Here is a 22,687-nt window from a genome sequence, read left to right as displayed (position 1 = left end):
CCCGAGGGCCCGGGGGGCTCCGGCGGGGAGCGGTGGCGCGTGCGGGAGCGGTGGCGCGTGCGGGGGCTTACCCTCGTAGGGCCCCGACCGTGGGCCGCACCCAAACCCCGAGGACCGTACTTCCGTGGCAGGCCGTTACGCCCCGCGCCCGACCCGCACCACCGTGCGCGGCGGGCACGTCGCCGTACCCGCAGCCCGGACGGCCCCGGCCACCGCGCCCGCCGTCCCCCGGACCCGGACCTGGACGCCCCCGTTCCCCCTGGACCTCGGGCTCACCCTGGGGCCGCTGCGGCGCGGCCCGGCCGACCCCACGTTCCGCACGTCGCCCGACGGCTCCGTCTGGCGGACCTGTCGCACCCCGGCGGGCCCCGGCACGCTCCGGGTCGCGGCCGGGGGCGGGACGGTCCGGGCGGAGGCGTGGGGGGCCGGCGCGGAGTGGCTCCTGGACCGGCTCCCGGCGCTCCTCGGCTCGGAGGACGATCCGTCCGCGTTCACCCCGCGCCACCGGCTGCTGGCCGTCACGGAACGGCGCCGCCCGGGACTGCGGCTGACTCGCACCGGGCTGGTGCTGGAGTCGCTGATCCCCTCGATCCTGGAGCAGAAGGTCACGACGGACGAGGCGTACCGGGCGTGGCGGCTGCTCGTGCGCCGGTTCGGCGAGCCGGCACCGGGCCCGGACGACCGCCTGTACGTGATGCCCGAACCGCGCGCCTGGGCGCTGATCCCGTCCTGGGAGTGGCACCGCGCGGGCGTGGACGCCAAGCGCTCCGACACGGTGATGCGCGCCGTCCGGGTGGCCCGGCGCCTGGAGGAGGCCGCCGCGATGGAACCCGAACAGGCCCGGCGGCGCCTGGAGCTCATCCCGGGCATCGGCCCCTGGACGTCCGCCGAGACGGTCCAGCGCAGCAACGGCGCCCCCGACGCGGTCACCACCGGCGACTACCACCTGCCGAGCATCGTCGGCCACGCCCTGGCCGGGCGCCGGGACGCCGACGACGACGAGATGCTGGAGCTCCTGGCCCCGTACGCGGGCCAGCGCCACCGCGCCGCCCGCCTCGTCCTCCTGAGCGGCCGCATCCCGCCCCGTCACGGCCCCCGGTTCACCCCCGGCAACATCGCGGCGCTCTGACCCGCGGGCCGGCCTGTCGCATCACCGCACCTCGACGAAACCGTCCGCCTCCCGCGCCGGCCGGGGCGCGGGCACACCCGCCGGCCGCCCGACCGCCACCGCGCCCATCGGGTCCCAGTGCGCCGGCAGGTCCAGCGCCTCCCGTACGACGTCCCGGCAGAACATCGTCGACGACACCCACGCCGACCCCAGCCGCTCACCGGCCAGCGCCACCAGGAAGTTCTGTACGCCGGCCCCGGCCGCGACCACGAACATCTCCCGCTCCGCCCCGTCCCGCCGGGCGTCCCCGTAGTGGTGCGAACCGTCCATCACCAGGCACGGCACCACCAGGTAGGGCGCGCGCCGCAGAACGTCCCCGCGGCGCACCCGGCGGGCGATCGCCTCCTCGCCGAGCCCGTCGGCCCGCAGGTCCGCGACCCACGCGTCCCGCATCGCGTCCAGCAGCCGCACCCGCGACTGTGCCGACTCCAGCAGCACGAACCGCCACGGCGTGGTGTGGTGCGGCGCGGGCGCCGTCAGCGCGGCCGCCACCGCCCGCCGCACCGCGCCGGGGTCCACCGGGTCGTCCGTGAACTCCCGCACGGTGCGCCGCTGCGTGACCGCCTCCCGCACCGCCTCCGACGTACCGAGCCGGAACATGTCGTCCGCCGCGTCCCGCACCAGCGCCCGGGCGCCCCGGTCGGCCTCCCCGGAGACGACGAGGTGCGCGAGGCCCCGCACCACCGCGACCGGCAGCCCCGCCGCCTTGCCCTTCACCAGGTCCCCGGCCGCCGCGAGCTCGTCCGCGCCGGCGACCACGGTGGCGACCAGCGGGTTGCCGTACGTGTCCGTGCCGCCGCGCAGGTCGTCCAGGACCCGCACCCCCGCCGCGCCGATCGCCATGTCGGTGACCCCGCTGCGCCAGGGCCGCCCGGAGGTGTCCGTGACGACGACGCCCACGTCCACGCCGAGCGCGTCCCGCAGCCCCTCCCGGATCGCGCGCGCGGACGCGTCCGGGTCCTCCGGCAGCAGCAGCACCGTGCCCGCCGGGGTGTTGGACGCGTCGACCCCGGCCGCGGCCATGACCAGGCCCTGGCGGTTCTCGACGATGCGGAGCGGGCCGCGCCGCGCCACCACCCGTACCGTCTCGGCCTCGATCGCCGCCTCGCGGTCGTCCGCCGTGACGACGCGGCCCTCCGCCTTGCTGACGACCTTGGAGGTGACGAGCAGCACGTCACCGTCGGCCAGCCCCGGTTCGGCGGTGGCGATCAGCTTGGCGAGGTCGTCGCCGGGCAGCACCTCCGGCAGCCCCGGCGGTGCCCACACCCGGTACGAGGGGGCCGTCACGCGCGTACCTCCTCGGCGAGGGCCAGGGCCTCGCGCGCCATCGCCGCCGTGGCGTCCACGTCGGTCATCATCAGCGGCACGGCCCGGCACCGGATGCCGGCCGCCTCGACCTCGCCGACCGTGCCGGCGTCGGCCGTGTCGACGAGCCAGCCGTCCAGCAGCCCCGAGCCGTAGTGCCGGGCGACCGCCGCGGCCGTGGACTCGACGCCCACCGCGGCGAGCACCTTGTCCGCCATGCCGCGCACCGGCGCGTTCCCCACGATGGGGGACAGGCCGACGACGGGCACGCCCGCGTCGGCGATCGCCTCCCGGATGCCGGGCACGGCGAGGATGGTCCCGATGGACACCACCGGGTTGGACGGCGGGAACAGCACGACGTCGGCCTCGGCGACGGCTTCCAGCACCCCGGGCGCGGGCGTGGCCTGCTCGGCGCCGACCGGCACCACCGCCAGCGCGTCCACGGACGCGCGCAGCCGCACCCAGTACTCCTGGAAGTGGACGGCCCTGCGCTCGCCGTCCAGCTCGATGGCGACGTGCGTCTCGACCCGGTCGTCGGACATCGGCAGCAGCCGCACGCCCGGCTTCCAGCGGGCGCACAGCGCCTCGGTGACGGCGCTCAGCGGGTAGCCGGCGCCGAGCATCTGGGTCCGGACGATGTGGGTGGCGAAGTCGCGGTCGCCGAGCCCGAACCACTCGGGCCCCACGCCGTACGCCGCGAGCTCGCCCTTGACGTGGAACGTCTCGTCCGCGCGCCCCCAGCCCTGGTCCTCGTCGATGCCCCTGCCCAGGGTGTACATCACCGTGTCGAGGTCGGGGCAGACCTTCAGCCCGAACAGATGGATGTCATCACCGGTGTTGCCGATGACCGTGATGTCCGCGTCGGGCGCGGCCTGCTTGAGGCCGCGCAGAAAACGGGCACCGCCGATGCCGCCGGCCAGAACCACAATGCGCATGGGCACAGTCTGTCAGCCGGTGACCGCTCGCTCCGAGCCCGGTCAGGCGGTGACGGCGGCGTCGCGGCTCTCGGGGGCGGAGCAGGCGCTGGGGTGCATCGGCATGTCGGTGAGGCCGGGGTGGTACACGTGCAGGCTGACGGCCGGTTCGAGTGAGTCGTTGACCACGTCGTGCGCGTATCCCGGTGCGAAAACGCGCTGCGCCCCGGCGGCGAGCGGACGCACGCCCTTCCCCGTACGCTCCGTCAGTTCGCCCTCGAGGACGGTCAGTACGCCGGAGGACTCGCCGTGATCATGCATACCTGTGCCCTGACCGGGAACCCAGGACAGCAGCCAGACCTCGTAGCCGGGTCCGGTGCGCAGCCGGTGGTACCAGCGGGTGGTGGCGTCGTACTCGACGAGGTGGGCCCACTGCGACCTGTCGGCGGCGATGGCGCGGGCCAGGCCGACGAACTCGGCCACGGTGGAGGGGTGCTCCTTGGGGGGCTGGAGAAGGTGCTGTACGGCGAGGATGTCGCCGGCGATCTGGAGGTCGCTGTCGCTGTTCATGGGATGCGGGGGTTCCTCGAGAGAAACGGGTCCGGAAGCCGGAAGCGGTGCACGCGGGAGGGGCGGAGCTCGGGCGCTGGGCCCAGAGGCTGGAGCGCTGGGGCGTCAACAGCTGGAACAGCGACAGCTACAGCGACAGAGCGGCTGGAGAGCCCGGGCAGCACTGAGGGACCCACGGGCGTGGGTCGCGAGGAGCGCTGCGGTCGCTGGCATGCAAACAAAGGTGACCGGCCGGATTCCGCATGTCAACCCAATGCCCGATTTGGTCGAAATGTTTCACCTCATCCGGTTACCCCGTCCGGAGAAAGGTTTGTGCTGCCGGGGACCAGGACACATGCCGCAGCAACCACCGGCGCAAACGCCGTCGCAGTCCCGTGACCCGACTGTGATCCGGGTCGCTTCACCCGCTCGACCGCAACAAGATCGAAGTGGTGAGCGTCCTCCCTTGGAGAGCGGCGAAAGGGAGGGTGTCGACAGGGTGGCGGCATGTGTCTCGTTTTTAATGATTTGAACACTTTCCGCATAGCCTTGGTTCCGCAGAGTGAATACCGGGCCCAATAGCAGATCCCGGCTTGACTGGCACGGAGCACCGCACTTGTAATTTCACTCGTGTCGTTCGGCCGAAAAATTCGACAAACGGCCACCACACGGGGACGCAAAGACCGACGAGGGGCGCACATGACCGAGTTGTTCCAGGAACTGCTGGTCGAGGACGCGGATGAGGAACTCGGCTGGCAGGAGCGCGCGTTGTGCGCCCAAACGGATCCGGAGTCCTTCTTCCCCGAGAAGGGCGGCTCCACTCGTGAGGCCAAGAAGGTCTGCCTCGCCTGCGAAGTCCGTTCGGAATGCCTCGAATACGCGCTCGCCAACGACGAGAGATTCGGAATTTGGGGCGGGCTGTCGGAGCGTGAACGCCGCCGCCTGAAAAAGGCCGCCGTCTGACGTCGTCGGCCACCGCCGCGCTCCGTCCCCGCCCCGGCCGCCACGCGGTCACCCCGCGCCCGCGCGCCCGGCCCGCGCGCCGGGCCCACCGGGGCGACGGCATTCCGGGCGAGCGCCGAGCGACCACTCGCGCCCGGCCGGCGCCGCCCGTCCGCCCGGAGCCGGGCCCCGCGGGGCGACGACCCCCCAGCGCCGAGCGGCGACCGCCCCGGCCCGTACCCCCCCCCGCCAACGCCGCGCGCCGTGGGGGCGAGGACTCCGCCGCGTGCCGCGACGGCCCCGACGGCGGACCCGGTCCGGCGCCGAGCCCCTCGTACCCCGTGCGTGAACCGGCCCCGCGGCGAGTGAACCGGCGCGGACCGCGGTGCCCCGGAACGCGACCCGGTCCTCCGGGCGCCCGGCGCGAGCGGACCCGAGATCCGCGTCCCCCGCCAAGCGCCCCCGAGGCGCGTCCGTAGGCGGGTTCGGCCAATGAACCGGCGCCGACCGGCCAAAGCGCGCACACACGCCCGTAAGGAACGGGCCACCGTCCGCGCGCTGTCCACAGGCGGCGGAACGGTGACGTGCCAGCCATTAGTGTGGGCCTCCGTCCGAGACGCTCCGACGCCCCCCGCGGGCGACCCCCGGCCGGAGGGCCCGTAACCCGATGTCCGCCACAGCCGCGTTCACCCCCGTTCCCCCCACGCAGCAGCCCGAGTTCCCCAGGCACGTCGTCACCGCCGTGCTCGTGTCCCACGACGGCGCCCGGTGGCTGCCGGACGTCCTTGCCGGGCTGCTCGGCCAGGAGCGCCCCGTGCAGAACGTCGTCGCCGCCGACACCGGCAGCGCCGACGACTCCGCGCGGCTGGTCTCCGAGGCCATCGGCGACGAACGGGTGCTGCACCTCGCGCGGCGTACGGGATTCGGCGCCGCCGTCGAGGAAGCGGTCCGCACCGCGCCCGTCCTCGGGCCCGAGGAGCTGCCCTACCTCAAGCGGCCCAGCGGCTGGGACCCGGTCAGCCGGACGTGGAACGACGACGCCTACGACCTGCCGGACCTGCCGCACGGAGAGCCCGTCCAGTGGCTCTGGCTGCTGCACGACGACGCCGCCCCCGAGCCCGGCGCCCTCGCCGAGCTGCTCCGGGTCGCGGACGGCGACGCGTACGCGGCCGTCATCGGCCCCAAGCTGCGCGGCTGGTACGACCGCAAGCAACTCCTCGAAGTGGGCGTCTCCATCGCCAACAGCGGCCGCCGCTGGACCGGACTGGACCGGCGCGAGCAGGACCAGGGCCAGCACGACCAGGTCCGCGCCGTGCTGTCCGTGTCCAGCGCCGGGATGCTCGTCCGCCGTGACGTCTTCGAGGAGCTCGGCGGCTTCGACCGCCGCCTGCCCCTGATGCGTGACGACGTCGACCTGTGCTGGCGCGCCCACTCCGCCGGCCACCGCGTCCTCGTCGCCCCCGACGCCGTCCTCCGCCACGCCGAGGCGTCCGCGCGCGAGCGGCGCACCGTCGACTGCGCGGGCCGCTCCGTCGCCAGCCCGCACCGCGTCGACAAGGCGGGCGCCGTCTACACGCTGCTCGCCAACGCGCGCGGCATCGCCTTCCCCTGGGTCCTGCTCCGCCTCGTCGTCGGCACCCTCCTCCGTACGCTCGCCTACATCGTCGGCAAGGCACCCGGCCAGGCGGTCGACGAAGTGATGGGCCTGTTCGGCACGTTGCTGCGGCCGGAGCGGATCGTCGCGGCCCGCCGCAGGAGGCGCGCGAGGGCCGTCGAGGCGTCCGAGCTGCGCCCGCTGTTCCCGCCGCCCGGCGCCACCGTCCGCGTCACCGTCGAGCAGGTGATGTCCGACTTCGGCGGCGCGGACGCCGATTCGGGCGGCTCACGGCACGGCGCCGTCGAGTCGGGCCCCGGCGGGGACGACGCCGACTACCTGGAGATCGAGCAGTTCGCCCGCCTGAAGAAGATCGCCCGCAGGCCGGGCCCCGTCCTCTTCGCGCTGCTGCTCGTCGCGTCGGTGGTCGCCTGCCGCGGCCTGTTCGGCGGCGGCGCGCTGGCGGGCGGTGCGCTGCTGCCCGCCCCCGACGGCGTCGGGGACCTCTGGAACCGGTACGCGGACGCGTGGCATCCGCTCGGCACCGGCGGCACGCAGACCGCCCCGCCGTACCTCGCGCTCCTCGCCGCCCTCTCCGCCGTGTTCCTCGGCTCCACCGGGCTGGCGCTCACCGTGCTGCTGGTCTGCTCGGTGCCGCTGGCCGGCATCACCGCGTACTTCGCCTCCCGCTCGCTCGTCCAGTCCCGGCTGCTGCGCGCCTGGGGAGCCGTCGCGTACGCGTTCCTGCCCGCCGTGACCGGAGCCCTCGCGACCGGACGGGTCGGCACCGCGGTCCTCGCGGTCCTGCTGCCGCTGATCGCCCGGGCCGCCGTCGCGGCGCACGGGCTGCGCGGCGAGGGGCGCGGCAGCTGGCGCGCCACCTGGGCGTACGCCTTCCTGCTCACCTTCACCATGGCGTTCACGCCCGTCGTCTGGCCGCTCGCGGTCGTTCTCGGGCTCGCGGTGCTGGCGCTGCGGCGCGGCGACCTCGTCGCGTACGGGCTGCGCTTCCTGGCCGCTGTCGGCACACCGGTACTGATGCTCGCCCCCTGGTCCCTGACGCTGCTGACCGACCCGTCCGCCCTCTTCGCGGAGGCCGGGATGCGGTTCGGTACGGGGGCGGCGTCCCCGCTGGACCTGCTCGGCGTCTCGCCGGGCGGGCCCCGGACCGTCGGCGGCCCGGTCCTGGTCGGCCTGGTCCTGGCGGCGCTCGCCGCCCTGCTGCGCGGCGAGCGGCGGTTCGCGATCCGTACGGCGTGGGTCACGGCCGTGGTCGCCCTCGTCTTCGCGGTGCTGGTCAACGGATCCGCCGGCGGGTCCGGCTGGGCAGGACCGGCCACCCTGGTGTACGGCGTCGCGCTGCTGGCGGCCGGCATGCTCGGCGCGGAGGGCGGCCGTACCCGCGTCGCCTCGCAGAGCTTCGGCTGGCGCCAGCCCGTCGCCGTGCTGATCGCCCTGGCCGCCGCCGCCGGCCCGCTCGTCTCGGCGGCGAGCTGGATGCTCGGCGGCGCCGCGGGGCCGCTGGAGCGCCGCGACCCGGTCCAGGTGCCCGCCTTCGTGGCGGAGGAGAGCGACACCCGGGACCAGCCGCGCACCCTGGTCCTGGGCGGCACGTCGTCCGCCCATGTGCCGTACACCCTGGTGCGCGGCTCCGGGGCCCGCCTCGGCGACGCCGAGCTCACCGCGGCCGGCGGCGGCGACCCCCGCCTCGACGAGGTCGTCGCCCACCTGGTCGCCGGCTCCGGCGCGGACCAGACCGCCGAGCTGAGCGGCTTCGCGATCCGGTACGTCCTGGTGCGGGACGGGGCGCCGCGCCAGATGAGCCGCGTCCTGGACGCCACGCCGGGGCTCACCCGGCTCAGCCAGCTGGACGGCAGCGCGCTGTGGCGGGTCGACCGCCAGGTCGCGCGGGCCACCATCGTCCCGGGCGGCGACGGCAAGGGCGAGCGGCTGCCGGTCGCCGCGGGCCCGGTCGAGGCGCACACCGAGATCCCGGCCGGCGGTCCCGGCCGCGTCCTGCGCATCGCGGACCGCGCGGACGAGGGCTGGCAGGCCACCATCGACGGCAAGCCCCTGAAGAAGACGGTCGTCGACGACTGGGCGCAGGGCTTCGAGCTGCCCGCCGCCGGCGGCCGGCTGGACCTGACCCATGACGACTCGGTGGGTCACACCGCCTGGATCTGGACCCAGTGCTCCCTGGCCGTGGTCCTCCTCGTGCTGGCCCTGCCGGGGCGCCGCAGGGACGTGGACGACGACCTGCCCGAGGAGGAGCAGCCCGCCGTGACCGCCGAGGACCTGGCGGGCGACGGCCGGCGGGCGCGCAGGCTGCGGGCGGCGGCCGCCGCCGGGGCGGCGGAGACGGAGGCCGCCGCGGAGACCGGTCCGGCCCCCGCCCCCGTACCGGACGCCGATCCGTATGCGGCGCCGGGCGTGCCGCAGCAGCCGGCCTACGGCGACTGGGACGGCGGCGGAGCGGGCGGCGGTGACGCGGGCGCCGGCACCGGCGACCAGGCGTACGCGGCCTATCCGGCCGATGGACAGCAGTACCCGGCCGACGCGTACCAGCAGTACCCCGGGCAGCAGCAGTACCCCGGGCACCCGCAGCAGTACGCGCAGTACGGCCAGTACCCGCAGCAGCCCTACGAGCAGGGCACGTACGGTCAGCAGCCCTACGAACAGGGCCAGTACGACCAGTACACCCAGGGCCAGTACGAGCAGCCGTACCCGCCGGGGCAGTACGAGCAGCAGCAGGGCCACGGCTACGAGTACGACAACGAGCAGCGTCCCGACGGGAGCAGCAACCAGTGAACCGCACCACCCTCTCCCTCGCCGCCGCCGTCACCGCGCTCGCCGCGGTCACCGGGTACGGCGTCCTCACCGCCCCGGCGGGCGACGGCGGGACGGCGACCGCCGCCAAGGCCCCGGTACGGCTCCCGGTCGAACGCTCCAGCCTGCTGTGCCCCGCGCCCAGCAACTCCCAGGTCGCCGAGACCGTGTACACGTCGTTCACCCCGGCGGCCGGCCCGCGGGGCGCCGGCGCGACCGGGGGCGAGGCCGCCGACCGGGCGGAGCTGAAGCCCTCCGCCGCCACCGGCGACGTGACGACGGCCGACCCCAGGAAGGCGAACGCGCCGAAGAAGGCCACCGCCGCCGACAAGCCCGTCCTCGCGCTCACCCAGCCCGGCCGGCCGGTCGCCGCCGAGGTCGACGGCGGTGACGCCCCGGCCCTGGTCGGTGCCGCCTCCGGCCGGCTCGCACCCGGCTGGACCACCCAGCAGACCACCAAGGTCCCGGCGGGCGGCGGCCGCGGGATGCTCGGCCTCAGCTGCACCCCGCCCGACACGGACTTCTGGTTCCCCGGCGCCTCGACGGTCCAGCAGCGCGCGGACTACGTCCACCTGACCAACCCCGACGACACGGCCACCGTCGTCGACATCGAGTTGTACGGGCCCGGCGGTGCCCTGAAGACGCAGCTCACCGAAGGCATCACCGTCCCCGCCCGGTCCGGTGTGCCGGTCCTGCTGTCCACCCTGACGACCGCTCCCGCAGCCGAGGACGTCACCGTCCACGTCACCACCCGCAGCGGGCGGGTCGGCGCGGTGGTGCGCTCGGCCGACGAGAAGCTGGGCAGCGACTGGCTGCCCGCCTCGGCCGACCCGGCCGGGACGCTCGTGATGCCCGGCATCCCGGCGGACGCCACGTCCGTCCGGCTGGTGGCCTACGCGCCGGGCGAGGACGACGCCGACCTGAGGATCCAGCTCGCGAGCCCGACCGGCACGATCACCCCGGCCGCCGCCGAGAGCCTGCACGTGAAGTCGGGCATGACCGCGGCCGTCGACCTCAAGGACGTCACGCGCGGCGAGGCGGGCTCACTGCTGCTGTCCCCGGCGCGCAAGGGACGTACCACCCCGGTGGTCGCCGCGCTGCGCGTGGTGCGCGGCAAGGGCGACGACCAGGAGGTGGCGTTCATCCCGGCGGCCGGGCCGGTGGGGGAGCGGGCGACCGTGGCGGACAACCGGGCCGAGGGCACCACCCTGTCGCTGACGGCGCCCGGCGGGAGCGCGGAGGTGAAGGTCACCGCGTCGGCCGGCACGGAGGGCGGGACGCCGGTCACCAAGACGTACAAGGTCGCCGGCGGTACGACCCTGGCGGTCACGCCGCCGGTGCCGGCCGGGTTGAAGGGCTCGTACGCCCTGACCGTGGAGAGCGTCTCGGGCGGCCCGGTGCACGCGGCGCGGACGCTGGCCGAGCCGGACGACGGCCTGCCGATGTTCACCGTGCAGACGTTCGCCGACGACCGGGGGACGGTGGAGGTCCCGGCGGCGGAACAGGACCTGTCCGTCCTGGACGACTGATCCGGTACGGGCCGGCCCGCCGTACCGGCTAGTCCTGCCCGTACCGCGGGTCGACCGATTCGGGGGACAGCCCGAGCAGCTCGGCGACCTGCTCGACCACGACCTCGTGGACCAGCAGGGCCCGCTCGTCCCGGCTCTTCGCGCGCAGCTCGACCGGCCGCCGGTAGACGATGACCCGCGCGGGCCGGTCGCGCCCGGCCGGCACCGAGACGCCCAGCGGCACGGACTCCTCGGGCGCCACCGGCACCTCCAGCACGAGGAAGTCGACGTCGGCCAGCTGGGGCCAGCGGCGCTCCAGCCGTTCCACCGAGTCCTGGACCTGATCGCGGAAGGTGTCGGCACGGCTGGCGGAGAGCGGTACCTGCGGCGGGGCGACGGGCCCGCGCATGCCGCGGCCGTGGCGGTCTCGGCGGCGCGGCCGGGGCTCGGCCGGGCGGGGCGGTACGGGACTGTCCATCACTGAGGCAGGGTAGCTCTCCCCGGCGTACCGCGATCGTGCCGCGCGCCGGGCCCGAGGCATGTCGACGATTGCGCGTTCCGGTCACACTTCGACGCGATTCGGCATGCCTGCCCGATCGGTTGGCCCGTCACGATTGACCGGATTCGTGAGGGGTGATGTTCGGCGGGCCGACCGCCGGACCCCCGGGCCGACACCTTCCCCGCAGGTCAGCAGAGCGTTTCCGACGACCCCTGTGCGGCACATCACACCGCGACACGGGCGAGTGACCTGGTGGAGAGTCGTCGCGGCCCGCTCAAGAGTGCGGTACCGTCCAACGTCGTGAGCCCTGTACGTCGCTGTTCGCGCACCGCGTGCGGCCGCCCTGCCGTCGCGACACTGACGTACGTCTATGCCGACTCGACAGCGGTTCTCGGCCCGCTCGCCACCTACGCCGAGCCCCACTGCTACGACCTGTGCGCCGAGCACAGCGAGCGCCTCACCGCGCCGCGCGGCTGGGAGGTCGTCCGGCTGTCGGACGGCTCCACCCCCGCCCGCCCCAGCGGCGACGACCTCGAAGCGCTCGCCAACGCCGTCCGGGAGGCCGCCCGCCCCCAGGAGCGCGCCGCGCAGGCCGGCGGCAAGCCCGGAGGCCGGGCCGGGGACCCCGTGGAGGTCGGGCGCCGAGGTCACCTGCGGGTGCTGCGCTCTCCCGACTCCTGACCGCTCGCCCCGTACGGGTAGTTTGTGTGCTCCACCGCGGGTGGACACACAGGGCTTGCAGGAGGGTGCGGGGAAGTGACAGCTGATCTGTCTGGTGGTCCGTCTCGTGATCTGTCGGGGATCGTGAAGGCGTACGACGTTCGCGGAGTGGTCCCGGACCAGTGGGACGAGCCGCTGGCGGAGCTGTTCGGCGCGGCCTTCGTCGAGGTGACCCGTGCCGACGCGATCGTGGTCGGCCACGACATGCGCCCGTCGTCCCCCGGGCTGTCCGGCGCGTTCGCGCGCGGCGCGGCGCGGCGGGGCGCGGACGTCACGATGATCGGCCTGTGCTCCACGGACCAGCTGTACTTCGCTTCCGGGGCCTTCGGGCTGCCGGGCGCGATGTTCACGGCGTCGCACAACCCCGCCCAGTACAACGGCATCAAGCTGTGCCGCGCCGGCGCCGCCCCGGTCGGCCAGGACACGGGCCTGGCGGAGATCCGCGCCCTCGCGGAGAAGTGGCTGGAGACGGGCGCACCGGAAGCGGCGGCCACACCCGGCACGCTCACCGAGCGCGACACCCTCACCGACTACGCCGCCCACCTCAAGACCCTCGTGGACCTCACGTCCGTCCGGCCGCTGAAGGTCGTGGTCGACGCGGGCAACGGCATGGGCGGCCACACGGTCCCCAGCGTCTTCCGGGACCTGCCGCTGGACCTGGTCCCCATGTACTTCGAGCTGGACGGCACCTTCCCCAACCACGAGGCCAACCCGCTGGACCCGGCCAACCTCGTGGATTTGCAGCAGCGGGTGCGCGAGGAGGGCGCCGACCTGGGCCTGGCCTTCGACGGCGACGCCGACCGGTGCTTCGTGGTGGACGAGAAGGGCGACCCGGTGTCGCCGTCGGCGATCACGGCGCTGGTCGCGGCGCGTGAGCTGGCCAGGAACGGCGGCACGGGGACCGTCATCCACAACCTGATCACCTCGTGGTCCGTGCCCGAGGTCGTGCGCGAGCACGGCGGCACGCCGGTGCGCACCCGGGTCGGTCACTCCTTCATCAAGGAGGAGATGGCCCGTACCGGTGCCATCTTCGGCGGCGAGCACTCCGCGCACTACTACTTCCGCGACTTCTGGAACGCGGACACCGGCATGCTGGCGGCGCTCCACGTCCTGGCGGCGCTGGGCGGCCAGTCCGGTCCGCTGTCCGGGCTGGTCTCCTCGTACGACCGCTACACCGGCTCCGGCGAGATCAACTCCACGGTCGCCGACCAGCCCGGCCGCACGGCGGCGGTCCGCGAGGCGTTCGCGTCCCGCGACGGCGTCACGACCGACGACCTCGACGGCCTGACGGTCACGGGCGCCGACTGGTGGTTCAACCTGCGCCCCTCCAACACGGAACCGCTGCTGCGCCTGAACGTCGAGGCCCGCGACGAACCGACCATGGCCCGGCTCCGCGACGAGGTCCTCGCCCTCGTCCGTACACCCTGACCGGCGTCCCCGAGCGCCGACCCGTGCCCCGCCGGGCCGGCGGGACGCGGACCCCTCACCCCTCCACGCCCGGCGGGCCCGGCGTCCCGTCCGGATCCCCGGCGGGCGTCGGGGGGTGAAGCCCGCGGTTCCGGGAAGGGGCGGAGTGGGGGCGAGCCCGTCCCCGCCAACGCCGCATCGCCGGCCCCCGGCGGTAGGCTGACGTGGCCCGACGCGCACCACCGACCGGGCCACGAGCACCACCCCGTACGACAGCACGACGCGCGAACAGCACGACGGCACGACCCACAACAGCACCACGCACGACCGACCGCAGGACCCGGTCCACCGCGACCGGCCTCACCCGCCCGAAGGGACCCACCCCATGCCGCTCGAAGCCGGCCTTCTGGAGATCCTCGCCTGCCCGGCCTGCCACGCCCCGCTCAGCGACCGCACGGCAGCCGAGACCCCCGAGCTGATCTGCACCGGCGACGACTGCGGCCTGGCCTACCCGGTACGCGACGGCATCCCGGTCCTCCTCGTGGACGAGGCCCGCCGCCCCGCCTGACGGCGCACCGGCAGCGCGCACGGGCCACGCCGGGGACCCACGGGCACCCCGGCCGTTCCCGCCTCCACTCACGAGGGGGCGCCGCTCACCCGGCGCCGCGCCGCACCGCACCCCATACCGCACGGCGATCGGAGGCCCCACCTCATGCTCGACGAGACGCTGCTCGACGACCCGGACGCCTTGGCCCGGGCCGACCGCCGCGGCCTCCTCCGGGGAGCCGCCGAAGCCGGGGCGCGCGTACGCACCGCCGCCCGCCACGCCGCCGAGGCGGGCGTCACCGAGCTGAACCCCGACGGGCGCCCGCGCTCCATCCTGGTCGCCGGCCCCGGCACCGCGGCCGCCGGCGTCGCCGACCTGGTGGCCGCCCTGGCCGGGTCCTCCGCGCCCGTGGCCCGCCTGCACTCCACCGGCGTGGCGGCCGCCGCCGGCGCGCTGCGCTGGACGCTCCCGGGCTGGGCCGGCTCCGTGGACCTGCTCCTGATCACCACCACCGACGGCAGCGAACCCGGCCTCGCCCTGCTCGCCGAGCAGGCCTACCGCCGCGGCGTCACCGTCGTCGCCGTCGTACCCGGGCGCTCCCCGCTCGCCGAGGCCGTCACGGGTACGCACGGCCTCGTCGTCCCGATGGCCGTCGCCCCCCACGAGCTGACCGACGAGGAAGCCCAGGAGGCCGGCTCCGCCGCCCTGTGGGCACTGTTCACCCCCCTCCTCGCGCTGCTCGACCGGGTCGGCCTCGTCACCGCGCCCGCCGACACCCTCCAGCGGGTCGCCGACCGCCTCGACCGCACCGCCGAACGCTGCGGCCCGGCCGTCGCCACGTACGGCAACCCGGCCAAGACCCTCGCCGCCGAACTCGCCGACACCCTCCCGCTCATCTGGACCGAGGGCGCGATGGCGGCCCCGGTCGGCCGCCGGTTCGCCGCCGTGCTCGCCGAGCTGGCCGGCCGCCCCGCCTTCGCGGCCGAACTCCCCGAAGCACTCGCCGCCCACCGCGTCCTCCTCGCCGGTGACTTCGCGGGCGGCGCGGACCCCGACGACTTCTTCCGCGACCGCGTGGACGAGGCCCAGGCCCTGCACGCCCGTGTCGTCCTGCTCCGCGACCGCCCCGTCGGCGGCCTCACCGCCGCCCCCGCGGCCCGCGAACTCGCGTTGAGCCACGACACGGCGATCAGCGAACTCGAACCCGAGGACACCACGACCGGTACCGGCACCGGCCCGGAGACCGGCGACGGCCCGGCTCCCGGCGACGACCGCCCGGAGACCGGCGACGGCCCGGCGACCGGGACCGGCACCCCGGCCGGCGACGGCGCGGTCACGCCCGGCCCGGCCCACGACGGCACGACCGACCTGGAAGGCGTCGCGGAGCTCCTCGCGATCACGGACTTCGCGGCCGTCTACCTGGCACTGACGTCCCGTCTCCACACCACCTGACGCCCCCCGCCCCCGGCCGCACCGCAAGCGAAGACGCAAGGAACGACGACGCATGGACCGCCTCTCCAACACCGTCCGCCCCTACGCCTGGGGCTCCACGACGGCCATCCCGGAACTGCTCGGCGTCGCCCCCACCGGCGAGCCGCAGGCCGAGATGTGGATGGGCGCCCACCCCGGCGCGCCCTCCCGCGTCACCCGCGCCGGACACCCGGAGCAACCCCTGTCGGCCGTCATCGAGGCCGACCCGGAACGCGAACTCGGCCCGGCCACCGTCGCCAGGTTCGGCCCGCGCCTCCCGTTCCTCCTCAAGATCCTCGCGGCCGGCGCCCCGCTCTCCCTCCAGGTCCACCCCGACCTCGAACAGGCCCGGGCCGGCCACGCCGCCGAGGAGCGCGCCGGCGTCCCCGTCGACGCGCCCCACCGCAACTACAAGGACGCCAACCACAAGCCCGAACTCATCTGCGCCCTCACTCCGTTCGAGGGCTTCTGCGGCTTCCGCGCGCCCGACCGGACCGCCGAACTCCTCGCCGCGCTCGACATCGACTCCCTCAAGCCGTACGTCGACCTCCTCCGCGCCCACCCCGAGGACGCCGCGCTCCGCGAGGTCCTCACCGCCGTCCTGTCCGCCGACCGCGCCGAGATGGCCGCCACCGTCACCGAGACCGCCGCCGTCTGCGACCGCCTCGGCGGCCCCCACGCCCCGTACGCCGTCCTCGCGCACCACTTCCCCGGCGACCCGGGCGTCCTCGCCGCCATGCTGCTCAACCACGTCCGGCTCCAACCCGGCGAGGCGCTGTACCTGGGCGCCGGGGTCCCGCACGCGTACCTCGACGGCCTCGGCATCGAGGTCATGGCCAACTCCGACAACGTCCTGCGCTGCGGCCTGACGCCCAAGCACGTCGACGTCCCGGAACTCCTCCGCGTGGTCCGCTTCGAACCGCACGACCCCGGCGTCCTGCGACCCGAGGCCTCCCCGTCCGGCGAAGAGGTCTACGAGACACCGGCCGACGAGTTCCGCCTCTCCCGATACGTACGGGCGGAAGGCGCCGCCCCCGTCGACATCACCGCCCCCACCCCCCAGATCGTCCTCGCCACATCCGGCACCCCGAGGACCAACGACCTCCCCCTCACCCCCGGGCAGTCCGTCTTCGTCCCCGCGGGCGAAAGAGCCGAACTGTCCGGTACCGGCACGGTCTTCCGTGCCACGGTGGTGGCCTGAGGCACCACCCACCACCGCTACTGCAACAATGTGCCGCCGTACGAACCACCCCCCAGCATCATCCAGAAGGGACACCCGCACGCATGAGCGCGTCAGGCGGAACCAAGGCGATCGTGGCGGCACTCGTCGCGAACCTCGCTATCGCGGCGAGCAAATTCGTGGCGTTCCTCTTCAGTGGTTCGTCCTCCATGCTCGCCGAGAGCGTCCACTCGCTCGCCGACTCCGGCAACCAGGGCCTGCTGCTCCTCGGCGGCAAGAAGGCCCAGCGCGAGGCAACGCCCCAGCACCCCTTCGGCTACGGCCGTGAGCGGTACATCTATGCCTTCCTCGTCTCGATCGTCCTCTTCTCCGTCGGCGGCATGTTCGCCATCTACGAGGGCTACGAGAAGATCAAGCACCCGCACGAGATCAAGGCCTGGTACTGGCCGGTCGGCGTCCTGGTCTTCGCGATCATCGCCGAGTCGTTCTCCTTCCGGACGGCCATCAAGGAGTCCAACCAGGTCCGCGGCAAGCTCTCCTGGAAGGAGTTCGTCCGCCGTGCCAAGGCGCCCGAACTCCCGGTCGTCCTCCTGGAGGACCTCGGCGCGCTGGTCGGCCTGGTCCTCGCCCTCGTCGGCGTCAGCCTGGCCCTGGTCACCGGCAACGGCATCTGGGACGGCATCGGCACCCTCTGCATCGGCATCCTGCTCATCGTGATCGCCATCGTCCTGGCCGCGGAGACCAAGTCGCTGCTCCTCGGCGAGTCCGCCGGCATCGACGAGGTCAGGAAGATCGAGGAGGCGCTCGTCGACAACGACACCGTCACCGGCATCATCCACATGCGCACGCTGCACCTCGGGCCCGAGGAACTGCTGGTCGCCGCGAAGATCGCCGTCCAGCACGACGACACGGCCTCCGAGGTCGCCGCGGCGATCGACGCGGCCGAGGCGCGCATCCGTGCCGCCGTACCGATCGCCCGCGTGATCTACCTGGAACCGGACATCTACCAGGACAGCAAGCGCACCACCCCCGCCACCTGACGGGACCGGCGACAATGGGCCCCCGCTCCCGCAAGGGGCGGGGGCCTCTCCCGTCCCGCGGCGCAGGGCGCACCTCTCCAGGCGCCGTCCGCGAGCCGGCGGGCTGTGGTCCTCCGGACCGATCGGTGTAGATTCGTGAGAGAGCCAGACGTCGCTGCTGATGGCGGTCGGGCGGTCCGACGGACCGGCCGAGGGAGAGAGGGCCTCCGACGACTGCACTGCGAGCACCGGGCATCCTTGTGTCGTCCGGCCATCTCGCAGAGCCAGCCGTACCCACCCTCGACCCAACACGAGGAGCAGCTCGAAATGACGACTGTCGCCAACCGACAGGACTTCAAGGTCGCCGATCTCTCCCTGGCCGAGTTCGGCCGCAAGGAGATCACCCTCGCCGAGCACGAGATGCCGGGCCTGATGGCGATCCGCAAGGAGTACGCCGAGGCCCAGCCGCTCGCCGGCGCCCGTATCACCGGCTCCCTGCACATGACCGTGCAGACCGCCGTCCTGATCGAGACGCTGGTCGCCCTCGGCGCACAGGTCCGCTGGGCGTCCTGCAACATCTTCTCCACCCAGGACCACGCCGCCGCGGCCATCGCAGTGGGCCCCGAGGGCACCCCGGACGACCCCAAGGGCATCCCGGTCTTCGCCTGGAAGGGTGAGACGCTGGAGGAGTACTGGTGGTGCACCGAGCAGGCGCTGACCTGGCCGGACACCCCCACCGGCGGCCCCAACATGATTCTCGACGACGGTGGTGACGCCACCCTCCTCGTCCACAAGGGCGTCGAGTTCGAGAAGGCCGGCGAGGCCCCGGACCCGTCCACCGCGGACAGCGAGGAGTACGCCCACATCCTGCGTCTCCTCAACCGCACCCTGACCGAGAACCCGCAGAAGTGGACCCTCCTCTCCTCCGAGATCCGTGGCGTCACGGAGGAGACCACGACGGGCGTCCACCGTCTGTACGAGATGCACCGCGACGGCACGCTGCTGTTCCCGGCGATCAACGTCAACGACGCCGTCACCAAGTCGAAGTTCGACAACAAGTACGGCTGCCGCCACTCGCTGGTCGACGGCATCAACCGCGCCACCGACGTCCTCATCGGCGGCAAGGTCGCGGTCGTCTGCGGCTACGGCGACGTCGGCAAGGGCTGCGCGGAGTCCCTCCGCGGCCAGGGCGCCCGCGTGATCGTCACCGAGATCGACCCGATCTGCGCGCTCCAGGCGGCGATGGACGGTTACCAGGTCACCACCCTGGACGAGGTCGTCGAGACGGCCGACATCTTCATCACCACCACCGGCAACAAGGACATCATCATGGCCGCCGACATGGCCAGGATGAAGCACCAGGCGATCGTCGGGAACATCGGTCACTTCGACAACGAGATCGACATGGCCGGCCTGGCCAAGATCCCCGGCATCGTCAAGGACGAGGTCAAGCCCCAGGTCCACACCTGGACGTTCCCCGACGGCAAGAAGATCATCGTGCTGTCGGAGGGCCGCCTGCTGAACCTGGGCAACGCCACCGGCCACCCCTCGTTCGTGATGTCCAACAGCTTCGCGGACCAGACGCTCGCCCAGATCGAGCTGTTCACCAAGCCCGAGGAGTACCCGACCGACGTCTACGTGCTGCCCAAGCACCTCGACGAGAAGGTCGCCCGCCTGCACCTCGACGCGCTCGGCGTGAAGCTCACGACGCTCCGCCCCGAGCAGGCCGCCTACATCGGTGTCGAGGTCGAAGGCCCCTACAAGCCCGACCACTACCGCTACTGACGGCGCCCGTGCACTGACGCACGTCCGCAGCGGCCGGTGACCGGCAGCACGCACCAGGCAGGCCCCCGCACCCCCGTGCCGGGGGCCTGCCCCGTACCGGGCGTCCCCTACCGCCGATCCCGAGGACCCGAGAACCCATGCCCCGCGGCCGTTATTCGCTCCACGATCCGCACGATCGCACCCCCCTCGGTGAAGAGCACTTCCACTGCGCCCCCGGCCCCTCCGGCTGGCGCTACGTCTCCCAGACCACCACCCCCTCCGGCGACCACGCCGGCTCCGTCGACCTCGCCCTCGACGACCTCGGCCGCCCCATCCGTCTCGAACTCCACGCGGCGAGCTGGCAGGTCCGCGGCGCCGCCCTCGACGGCGTCACCTGGGTCCGTACCGATCCCACCGGAACGCACGCCACGGAAGGCAATGTGCGCGCCCACGCCTTCACCGGCACGTCCCCCGCGTTCCTCGTCGCGACATCCCGCCTGCTGCGCCTCACCCCCGGGTCCGCCGCCGTCCGGGTCCGCCTCGTCGCCTTCACGGACCCGGTCCTCGCCCCCCTCACCGTCGACCAGTCGTGGGCCCTGATCAGAAGTGAAGCGCACACCACTGACAACGGCCCCCTGACCGTGGACGAGTACCGGGTCGACGCCCTCGACACGGGCGAGCGGCACACGGTCCACATCGCCGGCGACGTGGTCCTCGCAGCCCCCGGCATCGAGCTCGAGGACCTCGAGACCCCGCCGTCGGTCTTCGCCTGACCCGGCCGCGCTACGCGGGCGGAGCGAAACCGGTGGCAGGCGGCGTACCCCCGGGGCCGACACCGTCGCCGCCACCGGCGTCACCACCGGCACCGCCGACCCGGCCGGTATCGGCACCGGCGTCCGGGCCCGCTGCCACCGGGGCGCTCCACCCTCCCGGACGGACCGCACCACCCGTACCGACCACCCCACCGGGGCCACCCACACCACCCGGTCCGACCGCACCACCCGTACCGACCACCCCACCTGGCCCGCCGATACCCGTCGCCGCCCGGGCACCAGCGGCGGAGAACGCCCGCCGCGCGTCCCGCGCCTGCCGCTCGTTCACGACGGCGGCCAGGTACTCCGCCGCGGGCACCCCCGGCGGCGGGGGCGTACCCGTCCGCGCCACGAGATCGTCGGCCAGCCGCTCCGCCAGCGCCCGCCCCACCGCGGGGTCGAGCTGCCGCATCCGTGTCAGGTACTGCCGTATCGCCGACCACAACCCGTCCGGCACCGCGGACAGGTCCAGCCGCGCGAACCGCCCCACCAGCCACGGCGGCGGAGGCGGCACGGCCATCCCCCGAGCCCCCGGAACCCGCTCCCGTACGACCAGCGTCCCCGCGAAGACGTCACCGATCCGCCGACCCCGTGCCGACACGAGCGACGCGACGCACGCCACGACGCCGAAGGTCATCAGGATCTCGACGACCCCCATGGCCCCCCGCACCAGCGCGTGCCGGAACCGGATCGGCCCTCCGTCGTCCCGCACGACGCGCAGCCCGCACGCCAGCTTCCCCAGCGACCGCCCGTGGGACAGCGTCTCCACCGCTATGGGACCGCCCACCAGCACCAGCAGAAAAGTCGCGATCGTCACCGCCATGACGGCCGCCTCGTCCAGAGAGGCGGTGGCCATCGCCAGCCCCACGGATATCAGCAGGTACGCGGTCCACACGACGACCAGGTCGATGACGAGGGCCAGCGCCCGGCTCGGCAGCCTCGCCGGCTGCAAGCCGAGCACGACCGCGTCGCCCGTCACAACCCCGCTCACAGCGCCCACCCTTCTCCGGCCTTCCCGGCCCCTCCGAACGCCAGTCTGCCAAGCTGGCCGTCAGCGCGCCGCAGTAGTACGAACCGTACGCACCAGTGCCTGGAGCAGCAGCCGATCATGGACCTCGACGTCTACGTCACCGCCCACCGCGCCGAGTGGGACCGTCTGGACCACCTCCTGCGACGCGGCCGCCACCTCACCGGGTCCGAGGCCGACGAACTCGTCGCGCTCTACCAGCGCACCGCCACCCACCTCTCCCTCCTCCAGTCGAGCGCCCCCGACCCCATGCTCACGGCCCGGCTCACCCAGCTGGTCGCCCGCGCACGCGCCACGGTGACCGGCACCCGCCGCGCCTCCTGGCGGGACGCGGCCGGTTTCCTGACCGCGGGCTTCCCGGCCGCGGTCTACCGCTCACGCCACTGGTGGATCCCGACCGCCGTCCTCTCCACGCTCCTGGCGGCTCTCATCGGCTGGTGGATCGCCACCCACCCCGAGGTCCAGGCGTCCATCGCGGCGCCCGAGGACCTCCGCCGGATGACCCGCCCCGGCGGTGAGTACGAGACGTACTACTCCAGCCACCCGGCCGCCTCCTTCGCCGCCCAGGTCTGGACGAACAACGCGCAGGCCGCCGCCATGTGCCTCGTTCTCGGCGCGTTCCTCTGCGTCCCCGTCCTGTGGATCCTCTTCCTCAACATGCTGAACCTCGGCATCGGGCTCGGCCTCATGTCGTCGGCCGGGCGCCTCGACACCTTTCTCGGCCTGCTTCTTCCGCACGGCCTGCTGGAGCTCACCGCAGTCTTCGTCGCCGCCGGCACCGGTCTCCGCCTGGGCTGGACCCTTATCGACCCCGGCCCCCTGCCCCGCCGCACCGCCCTCGCCCAGCAGGGCCGAGCCGCCCTCGGCATGGCCCTGGGTCTGGCCCTGGTCCTCTTCGTCTCCGGCGTGATCGAAGGCTTCGTCACCCCGTCGGGCCTCCCCACTTGGGCCCGCGTCGCCATCGGCATCGCCGCCGAGCTGGCCTTCCTCGCGTACGTCTACGTCCTCGGCGGCCGAGGAGGCCGGGCCGGCGAAACGGGGGACGTCGAGACCTCCGACCGCAGTGCGCACCAGCCGACCGCCGCCTGATGTGCGTCCGTCCCCGCTGACCTGCTAGTCTCCTCTTCGCCCGCAAGACCCGTTGACACGGATCGCGTGGGGAGGTAGATTTGAACGGTTGCCTCGGACTGGACAGGTTCGAGCGCGGACGTTAGAGTCACTCTCGCTCCGGTCGGAATTGATTTCCGAGGAGCCAATTCGATTCTTCATCCGAATCCCGATCGCCGATTAGCTCGACGGAAATGATTCTGATAAAGTCGGATCAGCCGAAAGGCAAAGGCCCTCCAACGGCCACCGGAAACAGAATCCGAACCGGAAACGGAACGGAAAAAGGATCTGGTAGGGTTGGAAACACGAAAGACCGAAGGGAAGCGCCC

18 protein-coding genes are annotated in these 22,687 nt (G+C 73.8%); 13 read left to right on the top strand and 5 right to left on the bottom strand.

Annotated elements, in window-relative coordinates; all coding sequences use genetic code 11:
- The first annotated feature begins 124 nt into the window (after window positions 1-124).
- Window positions 125-1,129: a DNA-3-methyladenine glycosylase family protein gene (locus AC07DW_RS25745; RefSeq protein ID WP_478860059.1), complete on the top strand. Its 1,005-nt coding sequence runs from the start codon at window positions 125-127 to the stop codon at window positions 1,127-1,129.
- Between the two features lie 21 nt (window positions 1,130-1,150).
- Here AC07DW_RS25745 and AC07DW_RS25740 read toward each other — a convergent pair whose 3' ends face one another.
- The 3 genes from AC07DW_RS25740 to AC07DW_RS25730 are packed head-to-tail and all read right to left on the bottom strand — an operon-like array spanning window position 1,151 to window position 3,957.
- Window positions 1,151-2,455, bottom strand: a complete 1,305-nt coding sequence (locus AC07DW_RS25740; protein ID WP_478860058.1) for a coenzyme F420-0:L-glutamate ligase — start codon at window positions 2,453-2,455, stop codon at window positions 1,151-1,153.
- Window positions 2,452-3,408, bottom strand: a complete 957-nt coding sequence (cofD, locus tag AC07DW_RS25735) for a 2-phospho-L-lactate transferase (protein ID WP_478860057.1) — start codon at window positions 3,406-3,408, stop codon at window positions 2,452-2,454. The genes AC07DW_RS25740 and cofD overlap by 4 nt, the downstream gene beginning before the upstream one ends.
- A 42-nt stretch (window positions 3,409-3,450) precedes the next feature.
- Window positions 3,451-3,957, bottom strand: a complete 507-nt coding sequence (locus AC07DW_RS25730; RefSeq protein ID WP_478860056.1) for a cysteine dioxygenase — start codon at window positions 3,955-3,957, stop codon at window positions 3,451-3,453.
- Window positions 3,958-4,635: 678 nt separating this feature from the next.
- Between AC07DW_RS25730 and AC07DW_RS25725 the strand changes: the two genes are divergently transcribed.
- The 3 genes from AC07DW_RS25725 (at window position 4,636) to AC07DW_RS25715 (ending at window position 10,827) form a co-directional block, all read left to right on the top strand.
- A complete protein-coding gene (locus AC07DW_RS25725) occupies window positions 4,636-4,899 on the top strand; it encodes a WhiB family transcriptional regulator (protein ID WP_023588371.1) in 264 nt (87 codons plus the stop codon).
- Window positions 4,900-5,545: 646 nt separating this feature from the next.
- Window positions 5,546-9,280 (top strand): glycosyltransferase, encoded by a 3,735-nt coding sequence (locus AC07DW_RS25720; protein ID WP_478860055.1) that lies wholly within the window; start codon window positions 5,546-5,548, stop codon window positions 9,278-9,280.
- Window positions 9,277-10,827 carry a DUF5719 family protein gene (locus AC07DW_RS25715; protein ID WP_478860054.1) on the top strand — a complete coding sequence of 517 codons (1,551 nt, stop codon included), beginning with the start codon at window positions 9,277-9,279 and terminating at the stop codon, window positions 10,825-10,827. The genes AC07DW_RS25720 and AC07DW_RS25715 overlap by 4 nt, the downstream gene beginning before the upstream one ends.
- Window positions 10,828-10,855: 28 nt before the next feature.
- Here the strand turns inward: AC07DW_RS25715 and AC07DW_RS25710 are convergent, their stop codons facing one another.
- Window positions 10,856-11,284, bottom strand: a complete 429-nt coding sequence (locus tag AC07DW_RS25710; RefSeq protein ID WP_478860053.1) for a metallopeptidase family protein — start codon at window positions 11,282-11,284, stop codon at window positions 10,856-10,858.
- Between the two features lie 273 nt (window positions 11,285-11,557).
- On the opposite strand from AC07DW_RS25710, the gene AC07DW_RS25705 reads away from it, so the two are divergent.
- From AC07DW_RS25705 to AC07DW_RS25670, 8 genes are all read left to right on the top strand, one after another.
- Complete coding sequence (locus AC07DW_RS25705) at window positions 11,558-11,986, top strand: DUF3499 domain-containing protein (RefSeq protein WP_478860052.1); 429 nt, start codon at window positions 11,558-11,560, stop codon at window positions 11,984-11,986.
- Between the two features lie 75 nt (window positions 11,987-12,061).
- Window positions 12,062-13,453 carry a phosphomannomutase/phosphoglucomutase gene (locus tag AC07DW_RS25700; RefSeq protein ID WP_478860051.1) on the top strand — a complete coding sequence of 464 codons (1,392 nt, stop codon included), beginning with the start codon at window positions 12,062-12,064 and terminating at the stop codon, window positions 13,451-13,453.
- Window positions 13,454-13,817: 364 nt separating this feature from the next.
- On the top strand, window positions 13,818-14,000 hold the full coding sequence (locus tag AC07DW_RS25695) for a Trm112 family protein (protein WP_478860050.1): 183 nt from the start codon (window positions 13,818-13,820) through the stop codon (window positions 13,998-14,000).
- Window positions 14,001-14,144: 144 nt separating this feature from the next.
- Window positions 14,145-15,431 (top strand): SIS domain-containing protein, encoded by a 1,287-nt coding sequence (locus AC07DW_RS25690; RefSeq protein ID WP_478860049.1) that lies wholly within the window; start codon window positions 14,145-14,147, stop codon window positions 15,429-15,431.
- Window positions 15,432-15,483: 52 nt separating this feature from the next.
- Window positions 15,484-16,650 (top strand): mannose-6-phosphate isomerase, class I, encoded by a 1,167-nt coding sequence (gene manA / locus AC07DW_RS25685; RefSeq protein WP_478860048.1) that lies wholly within the window; start codon window positions 15,484-15,486, stop codon window positions 16,648-16,650.
- An 83-nt stretch (window positions 16,651-16,733) separates the two neighbouring features.
- Window positions 16,734-17,669: a cation diffusion facilitator family transporter gene (locus AC07DW_RS25680; protein WP_478860047.1), complete on the top strand. Its 936-nt coding sequence runs from the start codon at window positions 16,734-16,736 to the stop codon at window positions 17,667-17,669.
- A gap of 306 nt (window positions 17,670-17,975) precedes the next feature.
- Window positions 17,976-19,433 carry an adenosylhomocysteinase gene (ahcY, locus tag AC07DW_RS25675; protein WP_478860046.1) on the top strand — a complete coding sequence of 486 codons (1,458 nt, stop codon included), beginning with the start codon at window positions 17,976-17,978 and terminating at the stop codon, window positions 19,431-19,433.
- Between the two features lie 137 nt (window positions 19,434-19,570).
- Window positions 19,571-20,185, top strand: coding sequence for a hypothetical protein (locus AC07DW_RS25670; RefSeq protein WP_478860045.1), 615 nt, complete (start codon window positions 19,571-19,573; stop codon window positions 20,183-20,185).
- Between the two features lie 10 nt (window positions 20,186-20,195).
- Here the strand turns inward: AC07DW_RS25670 and AC07DW_RS25665 are convergent, their stop codons facing one another.
- On the bottom strand, window positions 20,196-21,215 hold the full coding sequence (locus AC07DW_RS25665; protein ID WP_478860044.1) for an RDD family protein: 1,020 nt from the start codon (window positions 21,213-21,215) through the stop codon (window positions 20,196-20,198).
- 117 nt (window positions 21,216-21,332) lie between these two features.
- Here AC07DW_RS25665 and AC07DW_RS25660 point away from each other — a divergent pair, with 117 nt between their 5' ends.
- The gene (locus AC07DW_RS25660) at window positions 21,333-22,340 is read left to right on the top strand and encodes a stage II sporulation protein M (protein WP_478860043.1); all 1,008 of its coding nucleotides are present in this window, start codon (window positions 21,333-21,335) and stop codon (window positions 22,338-22,340) included.
- Window positions 22,341-22,687: the final 347 nt, after the last annotated feature.

This window comes from Streptomyces sp. NPDC045701, from assembly GCF_056432045.1.
Note: the sequence above shows the minus strand (reverse complement) of the source record. Positions and strands in the feature narration are given on the sequence as shown.

Excerpts from the sequence above, each read along its gene's own strand:
- AC07DW_RS25695 (WP_478860050.1), top strand. The coding sequence starts at position 13,818 with ATGCCGCTCGAAGCCGGCCTTCTGGAGATCCTCGCCTGCCCGGCCTGC.
- AC07DW_RS25670 (WP_478860045.1), top strand. The coding sequence starts at position 19,571 with ATGCCCCGCGGCCGTTATTCGCTCCACGATCCGCACGATCGCACCCCC.
- cofD (WP_478860057.1), bottom strand. The coding sequence starts at position 3,408 with ATGCGCATTGTGGTTCTGGCCGGCGGCATCGGCGGTGCCCGTTTTCTG.
- AC07DW_RS25680 (WP_478860047.1), top strand. The coding sequence starts at position 16,734 with ATGAGCGCGTCAGGCGGAACCAAGGCGATCGTGGCGGCACTCGTCGCG.
- AC07DW_RS25725 (WP_023588371.1), top strand. The coding sequence starts at position 4,636 with ATGACCGAGTTGTTCCAGGAACTGCTGGTCGAGGACGCGGATGAGGAA.
- AC07DW_RS25690 (WP_478860049.1), top strand. The coding sequence starts at position 14,145 with ATGCTCGACGAGACGCTGCTCGACGACCCGGACGCCTTGGCCCGGGCC.
- AC07DW_RS25720 (WP_478860055.1), top strand. The coding sequence starts at position 5,546 with ATGTCCGCCACAGCCGCGTTCACCCCCGTTCCCCCCACGCAGCAGCCC.
- manA (WP_478860048.1), top strand. The coding sequence starts at position 15,484 with ATGGACCGCCTCTCCAACACCGTCCGCCCCTACGCCTGGGGCTCCACG.
- AC07DW_RS25710 (WP_478860053.1), bottom strand. The coding sequence starts at position 11,284 with ATGGACAGTCCCGTACCGCCCCGCCCGGCCGAGCCCCGGCCGCGCCGC.
- AC07DW_RS25660 (WP_478860043.1), top strand. The coding sequence starts at position 21,333 with ATGGACCTCGACGTCTACGTCACCGCCCACCGCGCCGAGTGGGACCGT.
- AC07DW_RS25730 (WP_478860056.1), bottom strand. The coding sequence starts at position 3,957 with ATGAACAGCGACAGCGACCTCCAGATCGCCGGCGACATCCTCGCCGTA.
- ahcY (WP_478860046.1), top strand. The coding sequence starts at position 17,976 with ATGACGACTGTCGCCAACCGACAGGACTTCAAGGTCGCCGATCTCTCC.